Source organism: Lactococcus sp. FSL W8-0209, from assembly GCF_038006585.1.
Classification (GTDB): Bacteria; Bacillota; Bacilli; order Lactobacillales; family Streptococcaceae; genus Lactococcus; species Lactococcus lactis.
The window spans coordinates 474,620-493,501 of record NZ_JBBOVN010000001.1 but is presented as its reverse complement, the minus strand read 5'-3'; the positions used below and the strand labels follow the sequence as shown (position 1 = coordinate 493,501).

Genomic DNA, 18,882 nt, shown 5'->3' with positions numbered 1-18,882 from the left:
CTCCTTAATTAAATAACTTCTGCGAATTTCTTAGAGTTTTTAGTAAATATCCAAAGTCCAAGTCCGAATACAAGAATCGGTAAGATATATGGAATGATAATTACAAAAGGATTGTGCCACATTTGCCATAGTGTTGGATTGGCATTGTTACTAAAAGTTAAAATATAACGCATATCTTGAACAATTTGAGCCATTGGATTAAGCATCAATATTTTGGCAATTTCAAGATGTGAAGTTGAGATTTGTGTTACTGGATAGATAATTGGTGTTCCGTAGAAAGCTGCTTGCATTACTACTTCCCAAATTGGTCCTAAATCACGGAAATAAACAAAAAGGGTTGAAAGGATAAAGGCAATTCCCATCGTGAAGATGATTAATTCTAGAAGTAAAGGAACGGCGAATATTACTGTCCAGCTCATTTGTACCCCATTAATTAAAGCAAAGATAATAACGACAACTAAAGAAATCATTAAATTAATAAAAGCGTTGGCAACAACTGAGAAGATGAGGACAGGTTTTGAAAAGTTAACTTTTCGCAATAAATCTCCACGGCTGACAATTGAGAGCATTCCCATATTTGTTGCTTCACTAAAGAAATTCCAGATTGTAATCCCGAGTAACAGAGCAACAGCAAAGTGAGGAATTGCTTCCCCAAAACGCATGAATCTTACGAAGACGAGATAGAGAATCAAGAAAAGTAAAAGGGGTTTTAAGATAGACCATAGGTAACCTATGACGCTTCCTTGGTAACGAAGTTTAAAGTCAGTTTTAATTAACTCTTTAAGTAGAATTTGATTTCTACGGCTGAAGAAATTCATTTATTTTTTTCCTTTATATGCAAATTTTGTGATGATAAGTGCGCGAAAAATACTTGTATGATAATTTTTGTTTTTACGCAAATTATATCGGTCAAGAATTTGTCGACGCTCTGCTTTGGGTTGTTTTAAAATATTGATATAATCACTGACAAGTGCTCTATCAGCTTCCGACATTAGTGACAAATTTTCTGTCAGTAATTTTTGAGCTTGTTTTTGACTGGCTGTAATGAGCCACCAATATTTTTCAAACCATAAGTTTGGGTGTATCCATTTTTTTATCCGTTTTGAGAGGGTTCTTGCCCCCAAAACATTAGAATCGTGCTGACGATAAAGATGAGTAGGTTGGTCAATATAAACCAACTCACCGAGTGCAGCTGCTACAATTGCCAAATACCAATCATGCATAATAATATCATTTGTGCTTTGCCAAAGTTGTGCAAGCTCATGATTAATCATACTCGCTCCACCTGTGACCGTATTTTCGGTCAATTCTTGAACAAGTTTTGTATTTGCATGGTCAGACTGACTGCGTATCATAGATTCCGAAGTCACATTAAGGTTTCTGTCAGTAACTTTCAAATCTGTATAATACATGACCGGTTTACTATTATCATGTTTTTTAGTTTCTTCTAACATTACTGACAGCTTTTCTGGCAACCAATAGTCATCTTGGTCAGCAAAAAAATAGAAGTCAGCATTGTTATTATCTGTCACAAGCTCATGAAAGGATTTAATCACCCCAACATTTTCAGCTCGAATTAATTTAACTCTGTTGTCTTTACTGACAAAATCATCAACAATTTTGCAGGTTCTATCACTTGAACCATCGTCACGAATGATTAAATTCCAGTCAGTATAAGTTTGTTTTTGAATACTCACAATCTGATCAGCGACGAACTTCTCGCCGTTGTAGGTTGACATTAAAATATTAACTCTCATCTCCGCCTCTAGCTAGGTTCTCCGTTTTTCTTAAAGGCTCAGACTCATCAGTAAACTTTGGAGCGAAAAGGTCCTCATATTGAGCACAAATATGCTCCCAAGTATATTTTTCTTCGATAATTGCCTGAGCTTTTTCGTGTAATCTTTGACCTTCATCTGGGGTCAAATTTTCAACTTCTGACAAAGTTGTCAGTAAATTTTCCTTGTCAAAATAAATGACGGAATCGCCTGCTGTCGTCCGGTTGAAATTGACTCCTAAAACAACATTGACCGCTGTTGACCACATGGCCTCAAGCAATCCAGGATTTGTCCCCCCTACCTCATGACCATGTAAATAAGCAAAGGCATGTTCACGAATATATCTCAATTCGTTTTGATTATAGACTGTTCCAACAAATTTAATTCGTGCATCCTTGTCGAATTGCGTTTTTTCGCGCAATTCTTTGAAGTAAGCATTGCCTTCGTGATTAGTAATAATCACAAGGTCTCGTTTTGTTGAACTTTTCATGAAGGCTCTAATTAGCGTTTCATAATTATTTTCAGGCACAAAGCGTCCTACAATCAAATAATAATCATTAACTTTATATTTTACCAGAGTTTCTGATTCTGTCAAATCGGACTTGAACTTTTCTGTTCCATAAGCAATCACTTCTGATTCAACTTGTCCATATTCACTTGTTAAATATTCTTTAATTCCTGCGTTATCTGAAATAATCAAATCAGCATATCGCACCATTTTTTTCTCAGCAAATTTCAAATAAGAACGAATTGGTGCTGCCCACTTGGTTCTTTCCCATTCCAATCCATCAGGATTGACAAATAATTTTCCACCAAGTTTATGGATTTTATTAGCATAATGGCCAATAAATCCACCTGCTGTATTCCCAAGAATATAAAAAATAGGCGCTTTGATTTCTTCTTTTTTACAATATTTAAGTGCCGCATTAATGGCTAAAATATCATAAGCAATCACACGTGCTGAACCAATTTTGGGTAACTTAATTACAAAACAATCTGTTCCAAGATACTCAAAATGTTCTCCAGGTAGTGCCATGTCTGAATTCTCACTTTGACAAGCTACATGATATTTTATATTTTTATTATTTTGATGTTTGACGAGTTCTTCAACAAATGTTTCAAACCCTCCATATTTCGCTGGTAAGCCACGGCTACCAATGATAAAAACGTGTTTTTTCATGTTGTTCCTTTTACTCACTAAAATTTATTTAGTGATTATTTCAGCCTCTCAAAATGAGAATTCTGTCAGTACTGACGAGCTTTTGCAGGTCGCTGACAGAATTTTCAATTAGTTTATTTTAATGACAGAGTCATTATTTTTTGTTAATTTCGCCTTTTACGCCATCTTTATTTTCACGCAAATCGCCTTTTTCAAGCATACTTGCTAAAGCTTCTTGCCATGTTGGAATGACAAAACCTGTCGCTTTTGCTTTTTCAAGACTCATTGTTGAATTAAATGGACGTTTTGCTTTTGCCGGGAATTTACTTGAATCCACAGGTTTAACAAGCACATCTGTGTCTTTCAAGATTTCTTTGGCAAAATCAAACCAAGTCACATCTTCACCAGGCGCAGCATCGTTTGTTAGATGATAAAAACCAAAATCAGCTTTTTCATTAACCAAATAAACCATAAATTCAGCAAGCGTACGTGTCCAAGTTGGTCTGCCGTGTTGATCATTAACAACGGTTAATTCTGGAAAACGTGTCGCCAAGTTTTGCATTGTGAAGACAAAGTTTGGTCCATAAGAACCAAAAACCCAAGCAGTACGGATGATGTAATGTTTTACACCAGAAGCCACAACTGCTTCTTCACCAAGATGTTTCGTCCGTCCATATTCAGATTCAGGAGCTTTTGGTGCATCAACCGGCCACTCTTGGCCAATTGGCAAAGTTCCGCCAAAAACATAGTCAGTTGAAATATAAACAAGTGTTGCCCCAACACGTGCTGCCGCTTCGGCTACATTTTTAGTTCCATCAACATTGATTTTTTCATCAAGTTCACGACCTTCGTCTTCAGCTTTATCAACAGCTGTATAAGCCGCACAATGATAGACAAGTTCAGGTTTATTTTCATCAAAGAATTTATCAACAGCGACGCCGTCAGTAATATCGAGTTCTTTAGCATCTGTTGCTGTATAAGCTATGCCACGTTCATCAAGTAAATGACGCAACTCTGTTCCAAGTTGTCCATTTCCACCTGTTATTAAAATCATTTGTTCTCCAATCTTTAATTTTTTACTGACAGATTTTTTCATTATTACTGTCAGTAACTTTTAGATAATATAATTGGAATTTATTTTATTTATCCAAAACTTTTTGTGTTTCAGCATATTTTGCTTCAACAGCTTCTTTTTCAGCTTTCCACCAGTTTTCGTTTTCACGATACCAGTCGATGGTCGCTTGCAAACCAGATTCAAAGTCAGTATGTTTTGGAGCCCAACCAAGTTCTGTACGCAATTTTGTATTGTCAATCGCATAACGAAGGTCATGGCCAGCACGGTCAGTTACACGGTCATAATCGTCTTTATCTTTGCCCATACGAGTCAAAATATCTTCAAGAACTTCTTTGTTATTTTTTTCACCGTCTGCACCGATAAGATAAGTTTCGCCCATACGACCTTTAGTCAAAATTGTCCAAACACCTGATGAATGGTCTTCTGTATGAATCCAGTCACGAACGTTTTTACCATCGCCGTAAAGTTTTGGTTTGATTCCTGAAAGAATATTAGTAATTTGACGAGGAATAAATTTTTCGATGTGTTGGAATGGACCGTAGTTATTTGAACAGTTTGAAATTGTTGCTTTAAGCCCAAATGAACGTACCCAAGCACGAACAATCAAATCAGAAGCCGCTTTAGTTGAAGAGTAAGGGCTTGATGGATTGTAAGGTGTTTTGTCAGTAAATTTTTCACCTTCACCTTCGCCATGACCTGGCAAATCTTCGCGATAAGGCAAATCACCATAAACTTCATCAGTAGAAACATGGTGGAAGCGTAAATCATATTTACGAGCCGCTTGAATCAAAGTATAAGTTCCGATAAAGTTTGTTTGGATAAATTCATCTTGAGATTTCAATGAATTATCATTATGGCTTTCAGCTGCATAGTGAACAATTGCGTCTGCTTTAGAAGCTACTTGATCAACAATTTCAGGGTCTGCAATGTCGCCAACAACAAGTTCGACACGTCCACTGTCAAATAACATGTTAATGTTATTAACATTTCCTGCATAAGTTAATTTATCCAAAACTGTGATATGCACGTCTGGATGATTGTTATAAACATAGTGTACAAAGTTTGAGCCGATAAATCCTGCTCCACCTGTCACAACGATATTTTTAAATTCAGTCATGTTTTTTCCTTTTTTGATTATTTATTAGTAAATCTTGAAAATTAATCCACTCGATACTCTCTGACAAATTTTGCTTTTGGCACAGCTTTTAAATATTTTCCATTGAAGACCAAATAATCGCCAATAGGGACTGTCATTTTGAGTAAACCACCGACATTTTTTACTGACAGCGATTTATCATTCCAAGAAAAGCCCCCGTCAGTAAATGCCTGATTGGCCCAGCTCGGTCTGTCAGTATTTTTTTCAACTTGCCAAAATTCTAAACGTTTTTTTGTTCGTAAATGTAAAGCAAACATTAGAGTTCATCAGCCTTCAAAGCTTTTACATCTTTTAATAATGGATGATTTTTATCAGCTTCAGAAACTTCAGCATTTTCAACATCTTCCCACTTAATTCCCAAAGTTGGGTCAGCATAATTCACAAAAGCGTATTTAGGTTTAAGTTCAAGTGCCCAGTAATCATTAACTAAATAGCTATAAGAAACTGTGTCAGACAAAACTTGGAATCCATTAGCCACACCACGTGGAACAAAAATTCCTTTACTTGCATCAATCACAGTTTGATAAACATGACCGAAATTTTCTCCTTCACGTAAATCAACCCATGCGCCTAAAACACTTCCGCCATCAGCGACAGAAATATACTTATCCCAAGGTTCAGCGTGGAGACCACGCAAAACATTTTTACGAGAAAAACTTACATTGTTTTGTAATTTTTCTTCGGCAAAGAAGCTTTCTGGAAAGCCAAGTGGCATCATTTTTTCTTTTTGGAAATTTTCTTTAAACCATCCACGATTATCACCATGAACTGGGATATCAAATTCTAACATTCCAGGAATTTGGCTGATTTCTCGTGCAGCCAATGTTTTTTCAAAAAAATTATCAGTCATATTTTTCTTTCTAATCACTATTTTCAAAGTTTATTCAAGAACAACGCTAACTTCATTCAGTCACTTATCTTTTTTCGCTTTTGCATTGACGTGTGATTTTTGAATGTGTTCGAGCGTTAGCTTATTAGGTACATCTGGATGATGTTTTCGACAAAGAACATAAAGTCCATCAGCTGTGCGATGAAGTCCAATTCGATGACAACCTGGTGCATGACATTTTAGTCTTCGCCAAACAACAGCAAAGACACCAAAAAGTGGCAAACAGCTGAAAAATCCGCCCCACCACGCTGACCAACCTGCGTCAGTCACACCAGTAAACCACAAAAACCATTCCCAAATATTTTTTAGCATTGATTGTCCTTCTCGTACTTTGACAACTTTACTTTAATAATGACTTTTTAGTCTTTTCCAATCAAACGAAGCAAGTATTGACCATACTCATTTTTCTTAAGCGGTTGAGCCAATTTAAGAACATCGTCAGCTGTAATATAACCCATACGATAAGCAATTTCTTCCAAGTTTGCCACTTGCATATTTTGCATCCGTTGAACTGTTTCAATATATTGTGCGGCTTCAAGGAGAGATTCATGTGTTCCAGTATCTAACCAAGCAAAACCACGGCCCATTAATTCAACTGATAAATCGCCACGTTCAAGATAAGCTTTATTTACGTCAGTAATTTCAAGCTCTCCACGAGGTGAAGGTTCAATGTTTTTGGCAATTTCAATAACATCATTATCGTAGAAGTATAAACCAGTTACTGCATAATTTGATTTAGGTTCTTCTGGTTTTTCTTCAATAGAAACAGCATTCATGTTTTCATCAAATTCAACGACACCAAAACGTTCTGGATCAGGAACATGATAACCAAAAACAGTGGCTCCTTTTTCTTTTGCAGCTGCATTTTGGAGCATTTTAGACATTCCAGGTCCGTGATAAATATTATCACCCAAAATAAGCGCAACTGAATCATCATCAATAAATTCTTCACCAATAATAAAGGCTTGAGCCAATCCATCTGGTGATGGTTGTACCGCATATTGCAGATTAATCCCAAACTCAGAACCATCTTGAAGTAACTCTTTAAAACGTGGAGTATCTGTTGGTGTCGAGATAATTAAAATGTCTTTAATCCCAGCCAACATCAAAGTTGACAATGGGTAATAAATCATTGGTTTATCGTAAATAGGCATCAATTGTTTTGACGCAGCACGTGTCAGTGGGTAAAGTCGTGTTCCAGACCCTCCTGCTAAAATAATCCCTTTCATCAAAGGACCTCCATAATCATAATTAATCAATATACATTATAACACAAAATTTTTATCAATACACAACCCTCCGTGGTCATTTTGAGGATAAAAGGTTGATAAATAGGCATTTCTGATACTATTTTAAAACGCTAATGAAAAGATTCTACCTATATAAATAAAAAATCTCTAAAATCAGAGACTTTCTTTTTTATCTTCTTGGTTGAGCAACCAAAGCAGATTGAATGTTAAATTGACGTTTCAAGAGCCAACGAACTCCAAAGGCTACAAGTCCAACAATAACTAAAGCAATTGCGGGAAGTTGCAAATTAACTGATGTTGGCAAAAGACCAGAGAAGATGGTTACCGCAATCCAAAGGAGAACTGACAAAGTGGTTGCTGCAAAACCTTTCCAATTCCAAGTCCTACGACTGTTATCCGCTTTAGGACGATAAAAGTAACGATACATCATATACATTACCAAACCAGCAACTGCCGCTGACAAGATTGTTGTAATCAAGCCATAAACCGGAGCCTTAGAAGTGATAAGTGCGGTTGCTCCATTTAAAAGAGAAATAAATCCTAAAAAGAGTAGGCTACTATCAAGCCACATCAAAACTGGATTTTCATTTTTTTCACTGACAGGTCTGTCAGCAACTTTTGGTTGATATTGAGAAACAAATTCAGTTGGCGCTCCCAATAATTTACGAGCAATAATTCCTGATTTTTGACCTTCAATAATTTGCGGAAGAATGTCATTCAAGATTTCTTTAACTTCTTCATCTGATTCCCCAACTAAAATCAGTTGTTTCGTTACCGAATGAATGTATTCTTTATTTTTTGCAGTAAGTTCTTCGATTAAATTTTCCATAATCTCATTTTATCAGAAAGCGTGAAAAAAAACAGCCAAAAATAGTCAAAAGCTTGATTTTTTTATTTGAAAAATGTTATAATCAACAAGTATGTTGTTTTTAAGCACATAAAAATCTAATGGGAGGTAAATATCATGTCTAAAGAATGTTATTTTACTGGTCGTAAGACTGTTTCAAGTAACAACCGTTCACACGCGATGAATCAAACTAAACGTGTAGTTAAACCAAATCTTCAAAAAGTTACAATTCTTGAAAACGGTGAACTCAAAACTGTATGGGCTTCAGCTAAAGCTTTGAAGAAATTGCCAGCAGGCGTAGAACGCGTATAATTTTTGTTTTTTGCAAAACACAAAAATATCCTGTCATCTGACGGGGTTTTTTATTTACTGACAGAGCTGTCAGTAAATAAAATTGTTACCAACAAACTCTGTCAGCGCTGACAAATAGTAAATTTCAAAAAGCAGTTCAAAAGAGCTGTTTTATTTTATAAAAGTATGATAAAATGAGTAATGATATTTAAATAATATGGAGGAAAGTGCCGTTTGTCAGTCAATTTTTCTTTATTTACAAAATTTGTAAATTATTGACGACGGTACAGCTATGAAAATGAGTGTTACTATCAACAACCAACACGGGAATGTCGATATTGCTACCGAAGTCATTGCAACGGTTGTGGGTGCATCTACAACTGAAATTTTCGGCGTAGTCGGCATGACCAGTAAATCTGCTGTTAAAGATAATGTTCGCAGTGTTTTGCGTCAAGAAAACTATTCTAAAGGAGTTGTCGTTACAACTGCCGACAACGAAACTTCTATCGATGTTTATGTTGTCATTTCTTATGGTGTAAAAATTAGCGAAGTTGCAAAAAATATTCAAGAACGTGTTCGTTTCAATCTCGAAAATCAACTTGGCATCACAGCCAGTAGCGTAAACGTATATGTACAAAATGTGAAGGTGGTTGAAGATTAGTGTCAAATATTAATGCAAGTAAATTTCAAGAAATGGTTCAAGCAGCGGCAAGCCGTTTGAACGAACAAGCCGAATATGTTAACTCGCTTAATGTTTTCCCTGTTCCCGATGGAGATACAGGAACAAACATGGGCATGACCATTACAAATGGGGCAAAAGATGTTGCTTCTAAACCAGCTGATACTGTTGGTCAAGTGGCTCAAATTCTTTCAAAAGGTCTTCTTATGGGCGCTCGTGGAAATTCTGGTGTTATTTTAAGCCAACTTTTCCGTGGTTTCGCTCAATATGTTAAAGATTACGAAGAAATTGATGGAATCCATCTTGCAGCTGCGCTTCAAAATGGGGTCGAAGTAGCCTATAAGGCAGTTATGAAACCTGTTGAGGGAACAATTTTAACTGTTTCTCGTGGTGCTGCTGAGTTAGCAAAACGCAAAACTGACGAAACTGATGATGCTGTTGAAATTATGGAAGCAGCACTTGAAGGGGCTAAAAAAGCACTTGCCATGACTCCTGATATGCTCCCAGTTCTTAAAGAAGTTGGAGTTGTTGACTCTGGTGGTCAAGGTTTGGTTTATATCTATGAAGGCTTTTTAATGGCGCTTAATGGTGAATTCGTACCAGAAACACCTGTTGCCGAACTTGGCGCAATGGACCGTATGGTTAATGTTGAACACGAAAGTGTTGCCAATGCTTCAACAGCGGACATCAAATTTGGTTATTGTACAGAAATCATGGTTGAACTTGGTAAAGGTCCAACTTCTCGTGAAAGTTACGACCACGATAACTTCAAAGCTTATCTTGCAGGAATTGGGAATTCACTTCTTGTTGTTGATGATGAGGAAGTCGTTAAAGTCCACGTTCATACAGAAGATCCTGGTTTAGTTATGCAAGAAGGACTTAAATATGGTCGTCTTGTAAAAGTTAAAGTTGACAATATGCGCCTGCAAAATGAAGGTGTCGCTGAAAAAGAAGCAAAATCAACAAATGTTTCAACTTCTACTTCTAAAAAAGACTGGGGCTTAATTGCTATTGCTGCTGGTGAAGGTTTAGCTGATATTTTCCGTGAAATGGGTGTTAATCATGTCGTTTCTGGTGGTCAAACAATGAATCCTTCGACAGAAGATATTTTGACTGCTATTGAAGCTGTTAACGCAGAAAAAGTAATTATCTTACCTAATAACAAGAATATCTTTATGGCTGCAAAATCTGCTGCTGAAGTTGCTGAAATTCCTGTTGAAGTGATTGAATCTGCCACTGTTCCTCAAGGATTTACAGCACTCTTGAGCTTTGACCCTACACGTTCAATTGAAGAAAATAAAGCCGCTATGACTGATGCGCTTCTTGATGTTAAATCAGGTTCAGTAACAACAGCCATTCGTGATACAAATGTCGATGGTATCGAAATTCATAAAAAAGATACACTTGGAATGTTGAATAACAAAATTGTTGTTTCAACACGAAAAATGAATGATGCAATATTTGCTGTCTTTGACCAAATGATTGATGAAGATAGTGAGATTGTAGCGATTTATATCGGTGAAGAAGGTAAAAAAGCCAACGCTGACAAAATTGCTAAAGAACTTGAGAAAAAATATCCTGAGATTGAAGTTGAAATCCACGAAGGAAAACAACCGGTTTATCCATATCTCTTCTCAGTTGAGTAAAATATAGAAATAAAAAAATTCTGATGTTAAACATCAGAATTTTTCTTTTGTTTTATAAAAAGTTACTGACAGAAGCATTTTTCATCGATTAAAATTTCTGTCAGTAACTTTTTTATTGAGTGTATAGAATTATGAAAAGTATTTTACGTACTCTCCATAACCCTCTGCTTCTAATTGGTCAAAAGGAACGAAACGCAAAGCGGCAGAATTAATACAATAACGTAAGCCTCCCTTATCTAAGGGACCGTCAGTAAAAACATGACCCAAATGACTGTCAGCATTACTAGAACGAACTTCTGTACGTTCCATAAATAGAGATTTATCTCGTTTTTCTTTGACAACTCCTTTTTCAATCGGTTGTGTAAATGCTGGCCAACCGCAGCCTGATTGATATTTATCTAAACTTGTAAATAGCGGTTCACCACTCACAACATCAACATACAATCCTTTTTCAAAGAAATCATCAAACTCATTAGCAAAAGGGGCCTCTGTCCCATTTTCTTGGGTAACACGATAAGCAAGTGGGCTTAATTTCTTTTTAAGTTCTTCTTTTTCCATCAGCAATTTTCCTTTCCTACATGTGACCATTGACTGTCAACCTTTTTGACACTAGTGTAAACTTGGTTGACAAAGGGCTTGACACCTTTACATTAGGCTGTCAATAAGCACTTTTTTGTCAAAAACAAGTCCTCATCTAATATGATTCATCCTATCAAAAATCGCTATTGATTTCCATTGAAATTACTTAAAGATTTTAGGAGCTCCATTTCTTAAATATTAAAAGTTACTGTTATTTTTCAGAAAATTATTGTATCGTACTTTAAATTTTGATATAATCATAAATGTAAAACGTACTTGACATTTTCTGTAATCATTTGATTCCGGGAGGTAAAATGAAAACTCTTAACAATACCCATATTGGGCAAATTTATTATATTCATAAAATTATTGGGAAGAATCAAGCTAAACTGCGTGATTTAGGCATGATTTCCGATAAAAAAATAACACTAATTTCTACTGACGGCGAGAATGCAATTGTCAAAATTGATGAAACTCGCCTTGCTTTAAGTTCTGAATTTTTAGAGCAAATTTTTGTAAAAGAAGAACGTTCTAGCGAGGATATCATTGGTTTAGCTCACTTGCAAGTTGGCCAAACTGGTGTCGTTCGTATGATTGATGCAACGTCTGATATCAGGCGCCGCTTGATGGACATGGGCATTACGCGAGGAACAAGTGTTCATCTGCAAAAATTAGCACCACTTGGCGACCCTCTTGAACTTAGGCTTCGAGGCTATTCTCTCTCTTTGAGAAAGACCGATGCTGAAAAAATCAAAGTCGTTCTTGAACAATAGTGAGCAAAATTGTTGACCTATTTTTATCGTTATTTTTGTAAAGAAATTGTCCTAGAACCCTTAACAAAGTCTAACGAAATTTAAGAAGAAATTTTAATAATATGAAAATAATTGCGCTACTCGGAAACCCCAATAGTGGAAAAACGAGTATTTTTAATCAACTAACCGGATCAAATCAGCAAGTTGGTAATTGGCCAGGCGTTACTGTTGAAAAGAAATCTGGATTTTATCGAAAAGATAAAAGTATTTGTATCCAAGATTTGCCTGGTCTTTACTCTCTTTCTCCTTATTCGCTTGATGAGCAAGTTGCCAGAGATTTTTTGACAAAAACACCACCGGATGCCCTCATTAATATTGTGGATTCAACGAATTTAGAGCGTTCACTTTATTTGACTTTACAGCTGATGGAACTTGGAATCCCTATGGTTTTAGCGCTTAATATGAGCGACCTTTTGGCTGGTCAAGGAAAAAAAATCGACATTGAAAAACTTTCTTATAGCCTTGGAATTCCTGTTGTTACAACCTCGGCCATTAAAAATAAAGGTTTAGATGAGGTTGTTAAAGCAGCACTAAAAAGTCATGAAAGTCAGCCTTTAGATTATGACCATCGACTTGAAGGGGCGCTCTCGGAAATCGGTAAAGTAACTGGCTTTACCAATCGTTTTGAACAAATAAAAGTTTTCGAGGGCGACAAACTTTTATTAGCTGGAGAAACAGATAAAGCGCTAAGTCAGCAAGTTCATACTGATAATTCTCAAGCTGGCTTATCAGCAAAACAACTGGCTGAAATTGAGGAAATTGTTTCTATCACCCAAAAATTAATGGCAGATGACCGTGAATCAATTATCGTTAATGAACGTTATGATTTAATTGGTCATATTGTTCAACTTTGCGTTACTCAGACTGAAACTGGTAAAATTAATCTGACAGATCGAATCGATCAGATTATTACCCATAAATGGTTGGGACTTCCTATTTTTGTTTTCGTCATGTGGTTGGTCTATTTTATTTCTATTCAAACTGTCGGAACAGCAGCGACCGATTGGCTCAATGATGTCTTCTTTGGTCAATGGCTTCCTGATTTAATTGCCAATGGAATGAATGCTTTAGCTGTTACTCCTTGGGTTCAAGATTTAGTTTTAAATGGTGTCGTTGCCGGAATTGGGGCAATTTTAGGTTTTGTTCCACAGATTTTTGTGCTCTTTTTACTTTTAGGAATTCTGGAAGATTCTGGATATATGGCTCGGGTAGCCTTTGTCATGGACCGAATTTTTAGACGCTTTGGCCTTTCTGGTAAGTCTTTTATTCCCATGCTTATTGCTTCTGGCTGTGGCGTACCTGGAATTATGGCGACGAGAACAATTGAGCAAGAACGTGACCGAAAAATTACAATTATGGTCACAACTTTTATGCCTTGTTCTGCCAAACTCCCTATTATCGCATTAGTTTCTGGCGCTTTTTTTCCTCACGCTTCTTGGGTTGCTCCTAGTGCTTACTTTTTGGGAATGTCCATGATTATTCTCTCCGGTATTATTTTGAAAAAAACACGGATGTTTTCTGGTGATACTTCGGCTTTCATCATGGAACTTCCTGCCTATCATTTACCTTATGCGATGACTGTTTTAAAATATGCTTTCGACCGTGCGTTTTCTTTCGTCAAGCGGGCTGGTACAATCATTTTCGCTATGAATGTTTTGATTTGGTTCACTTCAAATTATAATTGGACCTTGGCACATGTTGATGCGAGTCAATCCATTCTTGCTGATGTTGGTAAAGTTGTTGCTGTTATCTTTGCTCCTCTTGGTTTTGGCGAGTGGCGTGCAACAGTCGCTACAATTACTGGACTAATTGCAAAAGAAACAATCGTCGGAACAATGGGTGTCCTGTTTGCTCATAATTCTTCTGACAGTCACCAACTCTGGTCTGCTGTTCAAGCCACCTATACTCCTCTTTCCGCTTATTCTCTCCTTGTTTTCAATCTGCTTTGCGCGCCATGTGTTGCTGCAATCTCAACAATTTATAAAGAAATGGGCGATGTTCGTTGGACTTTACGAGCGGTTGGTTTTCAAACTTTAGTTGCTTATAGCATGAGTTTCATTATTTATCAATTGGGTAGTTTGTTTAGCTCACAAAACTTTGATGTTTTTAGTTTATTAGCATTAATTGTATTGTCGGTTGGTTTATATTTCATTTTCAGAAAAGGGAAAGGTCTTACTTATGAACTTAGCTAGTATTGTCATTTTGGCTGTCATCCTCATTATTACTGGATTTGCCATTTTTAAAACTGTTCGTAGCAAAGGGGCTTGCGAAGATTGCAATGTTAACACCTGTCCGGTCAAGGGAGCGGCGGCTCTACCCGTTTCAGCTGAATCTCATTCAACTAAAAAAACAGATGTTAAACATGATTGTTGTAATTAAAAAAAGTTACTGACAGATTTATTATGGTTAAATTTACTACCATAACAAGTCTGTCAGTATTTTTTTAAGCTTATTTTGAATGTTTTAGAATACCGATAATTTTGTCAGTACTTTTTACTTAATAATCTTGATTTGCCTGCCACTTACCCTTTGTTTATAATTGACAAGTAGAAAATTTAAAACTATAATCAAAATATAACTGAAACATTATGCAAAATCTGTCAAAGTTTTTTCACAAAGGCTCACTGACAACTATTTTTGAACTCAAGAAAGGTCTTCTATGAAAAAATACATCATCAGCGTCTTTAGTGTTTTCTTGGTCTGGCTTGCCTACCTACTGGCACTCAATCCTATTCTCAAGGCTCTTGGTCTTATCAATTGGTTACGCAGCCTCGGACATTTTGCTTCACTAACCTCTATTATTATTCAAGAAATTCCAATTATCATCATCTTACTGCTACTCAATCATTTTTTCTGGCATCAAAAATTGCTATTTAAAGGATATAACTGGAAAAAAGCATTAGGAATGCTCATTCTTCCTTTAGTCATGTTTCTGGCAGGTTTAGTTCTTGCAATAGGAAAACATGCCCCCGCTTCGTATATTTTTCTAGCCATTGGAGCCACTTTATTAATTGGTTTTGCTGAAGAACTCTCTTTTAGAGGTTTAATTTTTGGTATTTTAGTTAAAAATTCTAAAGATAAGATTATTGTTCCTTTATTTATTTCAAGTATACTATTTGGACTCATGCATTTGGTCAATATTCGCAATCAACCTTTAGGAAATACTATCATTCAAGTTCTTGGAGTTATGGCTTTTGGACTTTTCGCAGCTGTGGTTTACATGAAAACAAGCAATTTGATTTTTGCGATTGTGGTACATGCCATGAATGATTTCATGGCAATCATGGCCAGTTCGGGTAGTTTATCTTCACAACAAACCAACCCTCTGACAATTCTCTACGAATGGTTTATTTTTGGTACACTCGCTTTCGCATTATTTTACACGGGTTGGACTCAAAGAGAAAAATTCATTGCCGCTATTCAAGAACGTAGTCCACAACTTACAGCCCGTAAGTTACCTACTCTTGCTCAAAGTTCAACTTTCCGTAGAATTTTTGCCCTAGTTTCAATGATTTATGGCATTTTGATTTTACCAACGATGCTCCTTTTTTCAAAAATATCTACCAGTGCTGGCAGTCGAGCAGAAATTGCAAATAAAGCATTACCTATTTATCTTTTATTCCTTCTAGGAATCGCCCTATATGTCTTTTTAATTGTTTTCTTTAATTTCCACTTAGGAAATCTTTGCTGGTTATTACTTCCTTATATCGGTGGTCCAGTCTTTGCTTTAATCGCTCTGGTTAATGGTGCAAGACCACTAACTGAAAAAACAAATCAATCTAAAACAATCAATAATAAAACTCCAAATTAATTCATTTGGAGTTTTTCTTTTTTTAAAATTTAATTAAACTAACAAAGAATAGTAGGACTTGTACAAGTTGAAAAACCATTAAGATTTTAACCGATGAAATAAATGTTTCTTTTTTTACTTGTTTTTGTAAATATGGTTTAGCAAATTTTATCATCAATGGTGCAATTAACAGAATTAAAAGCATAATCGGAGAAAGTAATCCTAAAATTACTGCAACAACAATGGCAACAAAAGCCAAAATTAAAGCTGTAGTCCACCAAATAAGTGCTGCCTTTTTCTCAATATAATGCACGATTGTGTAGCGGTGATTGGCTTCATCTTCTTCTAAATCACAGGTGTTATTGGCTAACATCAGATTTGCAATCAATAATGTATTAGGTAAAGCAATCAAGAAAGTTGTTGCCAGATTCGCAAATGACCATACAAAGTTCTGAGAACTATTGATATAAAGGCAAATCAGAAAAATGACATAACCCATTGTCAAACCTGATAAAAGTTCCCCAAGTGGAAGTGATGAGAGTGGTTTTGGCCCGCCAGCATAGAAAACTCCAACAACATAGCAGAGTAGTCCCAACCAAAAGACTGCCCAACCAGTCATTAAAGCGACAATAATTCCTAAAATCAGACTACCAAAAAAGAAAAAGGCCAATAAACTTTTGATGAGTCCCATTGATAAGTTCTCGCGTCCGATAATATTTGTATTTTTTTGATAATCATCTGTATCTACTGCTTTATGATAATCATTATAGTTGTCCCAAATATCAACAAAACAGTTGAACATAAACATTGCCACAAAATAAATGGCAAGTGCTGACAAATTGACTGACTGATAATGATAAAGCGAGTAAGCAAGCCCTAGTAAAAATGGAAAAATTGAAGCAGTTTTAGCTTTCAATTCAATTAGTTCAGCAAATATTTTAAAATTCATTATTTCCTCTTTTTATTTATCAATTCGTCTATAAAAACTATTTCTTATTTTATCACATTTTAAATCAAAACTTTTAAAATCAAACTAGAGAAATACTAGCTTTAAAAGCTTTATCTCAAAAGTTACTGACAGAAATTTTGAGATAAAAAAGTTACTGACAGAAAACTTTCCTAATAGCTGTCAGTAAAATTTTCTATGAAAAAGCCTGTCAGTGACAGGTTTTCAATAATTTCTTTCCAATAAAATTTGTGTTGCTTCTTCTAGAATCTGCCGATTTGGTGATTCTGGTAATTTCCGAATTTCATTCAAAGCCAGTTCTGTTAATCTTCCGGCAACAAGGAGTGCTCCTGCTATCCCACCTGATTCTGTCACTAATTCTGCTAAATCTAAACATTCTTGTCTTGACAAATTTTCTGGCGCTTCTAAATAAGGAGCAATCGCTTCATCATTTACTTCACGAGCCAAGAGTAAAGGTAATGTATAAATCCCTTGACGGAAATCTGTCAAAATAGGTTTATCAGCTTCATCAAGTCCTACTGTAAAATTTAAAATGTCATCATAAACTTGAAAAGCAAGACCAATTGCTCGACCAATTTTACGGGCAGAATATTGTAATTTTTTATCCCCACCAGCAAAATAAACACCTTCTAAACAGCTAAGACTCAGTAATTCAGCTGTTTTTCCACTAATTGCTTTCATATAGCGTCTCGCTGTATTATTTTTGTCAAAAGCAGATTGCATTTGAGTCAATTCACCCTGAAGAATTTTTTTCATTGATTGAGCATTTTTAGCGACAAAACTTGTCCCATTCATGGTTTCAATCAATAATTCAAAATAAACAGTATAAACAAAATCTCCAGCATAAACAGCTACATCTTTGCCAAATTGTGACTCTATTGACGGTAAACCACGTCTTAAAGGAGAGTCGTCGATAATATCATCGTGAATCAATGTTGCTGAATGAAGCATCTCTAATGATGCAGCGATTTTAATGAGCTTCTCTTCATCTTTAGAGCCATTAGGGACAATCCCAGCGAACAGCAAAAAAAGCGCAGGACGAACCATTTTCCCGCCACGTGATGCAAATTTCTCTAGTGCTGCTTCTATCTCTTGATTATTAATTTTTAAACGCTCAATCATGAGCGCTTGAACATCCTTTAATTTATTCTGAATTTCGGGATAATCCTGCCAAAATGTGAGCAATGTTTTTTCTCTTTCCTCTCGATAATTCATTCATTTCTTTTGATAATGACTTATCAAATATCTTACTCCATTTTAGCAAAATAGACCCAATGTTGCGAACATAATGCCTTTTTTTCATAAGTAAAAAGAAGTTCAGATGAACTCCTTTTTTTTATCGAATTTCCATAATTTGACTTTGAGGTAGGCGGTAACTTGGTTTTCCTTTATCTTCTGAATTTCCAAGCGGAATAATTAGTTCTGGGCGATAACGTTTTTCAACTTCTAAAAGTTCATTCACTTTTTGAGTTCGATTAAAGCCCATGATGATGTTGCTCTCATAACCGTAATTTTTAATAGCCAAAACAAGATTCATTGTAACCAAACCAATATTGATAGAAAGATAATTACTTTCATGAAGTTCTTCAAATCCTTCATACATTTGTGGATAACGACTATTGAAGCGCAGAAGTTGTTCATCGTCCAACTCTCCAGCTCCTAATCTAGCAATATCACGAGAACGTTCAACTAAATCTGTATCGCTAAAGAGGACGATGACTGCACCAGCTTGTTTGATTTGTTCGTGATTGCCAGGATCAACTTCAGAAAGTAATGCTTCCCGTTTTTCTTCTGATTCTACAATGACAAAATGCCAACTTTGAATATTGTGGGCAGAAGGAGCTAAACTTGCTGCAGAAATAATTTGTTTAACATCCACTGTGGGAATTTTTTTACCATCAAAGTTTTTTACTTTGTGTCGTGATTTATTGAGCTTTACGTAATCCATGATACTCCTCTATTCCTCT

21 protein-coding genes are annotated in these 18,882 nt (G+C 35.8%); 7 read left to right on the top strand and 14 right to left on the bottom strand.

What is annotated here, in order from left to right:
- Positions 1 to 8: 8 nt before the first annotated feature.
- From MKX45_RS02525 to MKX45_RS02480, 10 genes are all read right to left on the bottom strand, one after another.
- Complete coding sequence (locus tag MKX45_RS02525; RefSeq protein ID WP_011675426.1) at positions 9 to 818, bottom strand: ABC transporter permease; 810 nt, start codon at positions 816 to 818, stop codon at positions 9 to 11.
- Positions 819 to 1,757 (bottom strand): glycosyltransferase family 2 protein, encoded by a 939-nt coding sequence (locus tag MKX45_RS02520; protein ID WP_340816759.1) that lies wholly within the window; start codon positions 1,755 to 1,757, stop codon positions 819 to 821.
- Positions 1,747 to 2,955, bottom strand: a complete 1,209-nt coding sequence (gene cps2T, locus MKX45_RS02515; RefSeq protein ID WP_195918595.1) for a beta 1-4 rhamnosyltransferase Cps2T — start codon at positions 2,953 to 2,955, stop codon at positions 1,747 to 1,749. Before cps2T ends, MKX45_RS02520 begins: the two co-directional genes overlap by 11 nt.
- A gap of 133 nt (positions 2,956 to 3,088) precedes the next feature.
- The gene (gene rfbD / locus MKX45_RS02510) at positions 3,089 to 3,988 is read right to left on the bottom strand and encodes a dTDP-4-dehydrorhamnose reductase (protein WP_025016599.1); all 900 of its coding nucleotides are present in this window, start codon (positions 3,986 to 3,988) and stop codon (positions 3,089 to 3,091) included.
- Between the two features lie 85 nt (positions 3,989 to 4,073).
- On the bottom strand, positions 4,074 to 5,126 hold the full coding sequence (rfbB, locus tag MKX45_RS02505; protein ID WP_012897032.1) for a dTDP-glucose 4,6-dehydratase: 1,053 nt from the start codon (positions 5,124 to 5,126) through the stop codon (positions 4,074 to 4,076).
- Positions 5,127 to 5,167: 41 nt separating this feature from the next.
- Positions 5,168 to 5,422, bottom strand: coding sequence for a hypothetical protein (locus MKX45_RS02500; protein ID WP_003129781.1), 255 nt, complete (start codon positions 5,420 to 5,422; stop codon positions 5,168 to 5,170).
- Complete coding sequence (locus MKX45_RS02495; protein WP_010905193.1) at positions 5,422 to 6,015, bottom strand: dTDP-4-dehydrorhamnose 3,5-epimerase family protein; 594 nt, start codon at positions 6,013 to 6,015, stop codon at positions 5,422 to 5,424. The genes MKX45_RS02500 and MKX45_RS02495 overlap by 1 nt, the downstream gene beginning before the upstream one ends.
- A gap of 60 nt (positions 6,016 to 6,075) precedes the next feature.
- Complete coding sequence (locus MKX45_RS02490; RefSeq protein WP_012897030.1) at positions 6,076 to 6,366, bottom strand: hypothetical protein; 291 nt, start codon at positions 6,364 to 6,366, stop codon at positions 6,076 to 6,078.
- Positions 6,367 to 6,413: 47 nt separating this feature from the next.
- Entirely contained in the window at positions 6,414 to 7,283 is an 870-nt protein-coding gene (gene rfbA / locus MKX45_RS02485) for a glucose-1-phosphate thymidylyltransferase RfbA (protein ID WP_340816758.1), read from the bottom strand.
- Positions 7,284 to 7,473: 190 nt separating this feature from the next.
- Positions 7,474 to 8,133, bottom strand: coding sequence for a DUF1129 domain-containing protein (locus MKX45_RS02480; RefSeq protein ID WP_340816757.1), 660 nt, complete (start codon positions 8,131 to 8,133; stop codon positions 7,474 to 7,476).
- 135 nt (positions 8,134 to 8,268) lie between these two features.
- Between MKX45_RS02480 and rpmB the strand changes: the two genes are divergently transcribed.
- From rpmB to MKX45_RS02465, 3 genes are all read left to right on the top strand, one after another.
- On the top strand, positions 8,269 to 8,463 hold the full coding sequence (gene rpmB / locus MKX45_RS02475) for a 50S ribosomal protein L28 (protein WP_003129776.1): 195 nt from the start codon (positions 8,269 to 8,271) through the stop codon (positions 8,461 to 8,463).
- Between the two features lie 277 nt (positions 8,464 to 8,740).
- Positions 8,741 to 9,103: an Asp23/Gls24 family envelope stress response protein gene (locus MKX45_RS02470; RefSeq protein ID WP_025016601.1), complete on the top strand. Its 363-nt coding sequence runs from the start codon at positions 8,741 to 8,743 to the stop codon at positions 9,101 to 9,103.
- Positions 9,103 to 10,767 carry a DAK2 domain-containing protein gene (locus tag MKX45_RS02465; protein WP_128267474.1) on the top strand — a complete coding sequence of 555 codons (1,665 nt, stop codon included), beginning with the start codon at positions 9,103 to 9,105 and terminating at the stop codon, positions 10,765 to 10,767. Before MKX45_RS02470 ends, MKX45_RS02465 begins: the two co-directional genes overlap by 1 nt.
- 129 nt (positions 10,768 to 10,896) lie before the next feature.
- Here the strand turns inward: MKX45_RS02465 and msrB are convergent, their stop codons facing one another.
- On the bottom strand, positions 10,897 to 11,325 hold the full coding sequence (gene msrB / locus MKX45_RS02460) for a peptide-methionine (R)-S-oxide reductase MsrB (protein WP_139008581.1): 429 nt from the start codon (positions 11,323 to 11,325) through the stop codon (positions 10,897 to 10,899).
- Positions 11,326 to 11,660: 335 nt separating this feature from the next.
- Between msrB and MKX45_RS02455 the strand changes: the two genes are divergently transcribed.
- The 4 genes from MKX45_RS02455 (at position 11,661) to MKX45_RS02440 (ending at position 15,969) form a co-directional block, all read left to right on the top strand.
- Complete coding sequence (locus tag MKX45_RS02455; protein ID WP_164875341.1) at positions 11,661 to 12,119, top strand: ferrous iron transport protein A; 459 nt, start codon at positions 11,661 to 11,663, stop codon at positions 12,117 to 12,119.
- Between the two features lie 101 nt (positions 12,120 to 12,220).
- Positions 12,221 to 14,350, top strand: coding sequence for a ferrous iron transport protein B (feoB, locus tag MKX45_RS02450; RefSeq protein WP_340816756.1), 2,130 nt, complete (start codon positions 12,221 to 12,223; stop codon positions 14,348 to 14,350).
- Positions 14,337 to 14,537, top strand: coding sequence for a hypothetical protein (locus MKX45_RS02445; RefSeq protein ID WP_003129760.1), 201 nt, complete (start codon positions 14,337 to 14,339; stop codon positions 14,535 to 14,537). Before feoB ends, MKX45_RS02445 begins: the two co-directional genes overlap by 14 nt.
- A gap of 280 nt (positions 14,538 to 14,817) precedes the next feature.
- The gene (locus MKX45_RS02440; protein WP_340816755.1) at positions 14,818 to 15,969 is read left to right on the top strand and encodes a CPBP family intramembrane glutamic endopeptidase; all 1,152 of its coding nucleotides are present in this window, start codon (positions 14,818 to 14,820) and stop codon (positions 15,967 to 15,969) included.
- A gap of 22 nt (positions 15,970 to 15,991) precedes the next feature.
- Here the strand turns inward: MKX45_RS02440 and MKX45_RS02435 are convergent, their stop codons facing one another.
- The 3 genes from MKX45_RS02435 to MKX45_RS02425 form a co-directional block, all read right to left on the bottom strand.
- Complete coding sequence (locus MKX45_RS02435) at positions 15,992 to 16,897, bottom strand: prenyltransferase (protein WP_340816754.1); 906 nt, start codon at positions 16,895 to 16,897, stop codon at positions 15,992 to 15,994.
- A gap of 222 nt (positions 16,898 to 17,119) precedes the next feature.
- Positions 17,120 to 18,100 carry a polyprenyl synthetase family protein gene (locus tag MKX45_RS02430; RefSeq protein ID WP_038602630.1) on the bottom strand — a complete coding sequence of 327 codons (981 nt, stop codon included), beginning with the start codon at positions 18,098 to 18,100 and terminating at the stop codon, positions 17,120 to 17,122.
- 151 nt (positions 18,101 to 18,251) lie between these two features.
- Positions 18,252 to 18,863: a nitroreductase family protein gene (locus MKX45_RS02425; RefSeq protein WP_003129755.1), complete on the bottom strand. Its 612-nt coding sequence runs from the start codon at positions 18,861 to 18,863 to the stop codon at positions 18,252 to 18,254.
- Between the last annotated feature and the right edge of the window lie 19 nt (positions 18,864 to 18,882).

What these genes read in the sequence shown, in the direction of transcription:
- MKX45_RS02520 (WP_340816759.1), bottom strand. Translation starts at nt 1,757, where the DNA reads ATGAGAGTTAATATTTTAATGTCAACCTACAACGGCGAGAAGTTCGTC.
- MKX45_RS02500 (WP_003129781.1), bottom strand. Translation starts at nt 5,422, where the DNA reads ATGTTTGCTTTACATTTACGAACAAAAAAACGTTTAGAATTTTGGCAA.
- MKX45_RS02455 (WP_164875341.1), top strand. Translation starts at nt 11,661, where the DNA reads ATGAAAACTCTTAACAATACCCATATTGGGCAAATTTATTATATTCAT.
- msrB (WP_139008581.1), bottom strand. Translation starts at nt 11,325, where the DNA reads ATGGAAAAAGAAGAACTTAAAAAGAAATTAAGCCCACTTGCTTATCGT.
- MKX45_RS02440 (WP_340816755.1), top strand. Translation starts at nt 14,818, where the DNA reads ATGAAAAAATACATCATCAGCGTCTTTAGTGTTTTCTTGGTCTGGCTT.
- cps2T (WP_195918595.1), bottom strand. Translation starts at nt 2,955, where the DNA reads ATGAAAAAACACGTTTTTATCATTGGTAGCCGTGGCTTACCAGCGAAA.
- MKX45_RS02525 (WP_011675426.1), bottom strand. Translation starts at nt 818, where the DNA reads ATGAATTTCTTCAGCCGTAGAAATCAAATTCTACTTAAAGAGTTAATT.
- rfbB (WP_012897032.1), bottom strand. Translation starts at nt 5,126, where the DNA reads ATGACTGAATTTAAAAATATCGTTGTGACAGGTGGAGCAGGATTTATC.
- MKX45_RS02425 (WP_003129755.1), bottom strand. Translation starts at nt 18,863, where the DNA reads ATGGATTACGTAAAGCTCAATAAATCACGACACAAAGTAAAAAACTTT.
- MKX45_RS02490 (WP_012897030.1), bottom strand. Translation starts at nt 6,366, where the DNA reads ATGCTAAAAAATATTTGGGAATGGTTTTTGTGGTTTACTGGTGTGACT.
- MKX45_RS02470 (WP_025016601.1), top strand. Translation starts at nt 8,741, where the DNA reads ATGAGTGTTACTATCAACAACCAACACGGGAATGTCGATATTGCTACC.
- feoB (WP_340816756.1), top strand. Translation starts at nt 12,221, where the DNA reads ATGAAAATAATTGCGCTACTCGGAAACCCCAATAGTGGAAAAACGAGT.
- MKX45_RS02495 (WP_010905193.1), bottom strand. Translation starts at nt 6,015, where the DNA reads ATGACTGATAATTTTTTTGAAAAAACATTGGCTGCACGAGAAATCAGC.
- MKX45_RS02480 (WP_340816757.1), bottom strand. Translation starts at nt 8,133, where the DNA reads ATGGAAAATTTAATCGAAGAACTTACTGCAAAAAATAAAGAATACATT.
- rpmB (WP_003129776.1), top strand. Translation starts at nt 8,269, where the DNA reads ATGTCTAAAGAATGTTATTTTACTGGTCGTAAGACTGTTTCAAGTAAC.
- rfbD (WP_025016599.1), bottom strand. Translation starts at nt 3,988, where the DNA reads ATGATTTTAATAACAGGTGGAAATGGACAACTTGGAACAGAGTTGCGT.
- rfbA (WP_340816758.1), bottom strand. Translation starts at nt 7,283, where the DNA reads ATGAAAGGGATTATTTTAGCAGGAGGGTCTGGAACACGACTTTACCCA.
- MKX45_RS02445 (WP_003129760.1), top strand. Translation starts at nt 14,337, where the DNA reads ATGAACTTAGCTAGTATTGTCATTTTGGCTGTCATCCTCATTATTACT.
- MKX45_RS02435 (WP_340816754.1), bottom strand. Translation starts at nt 16,897, where the DNA reads ATGAATTTTAAAATATTTGCTGAACTAATTGAATTGAAAGCTAAAACT.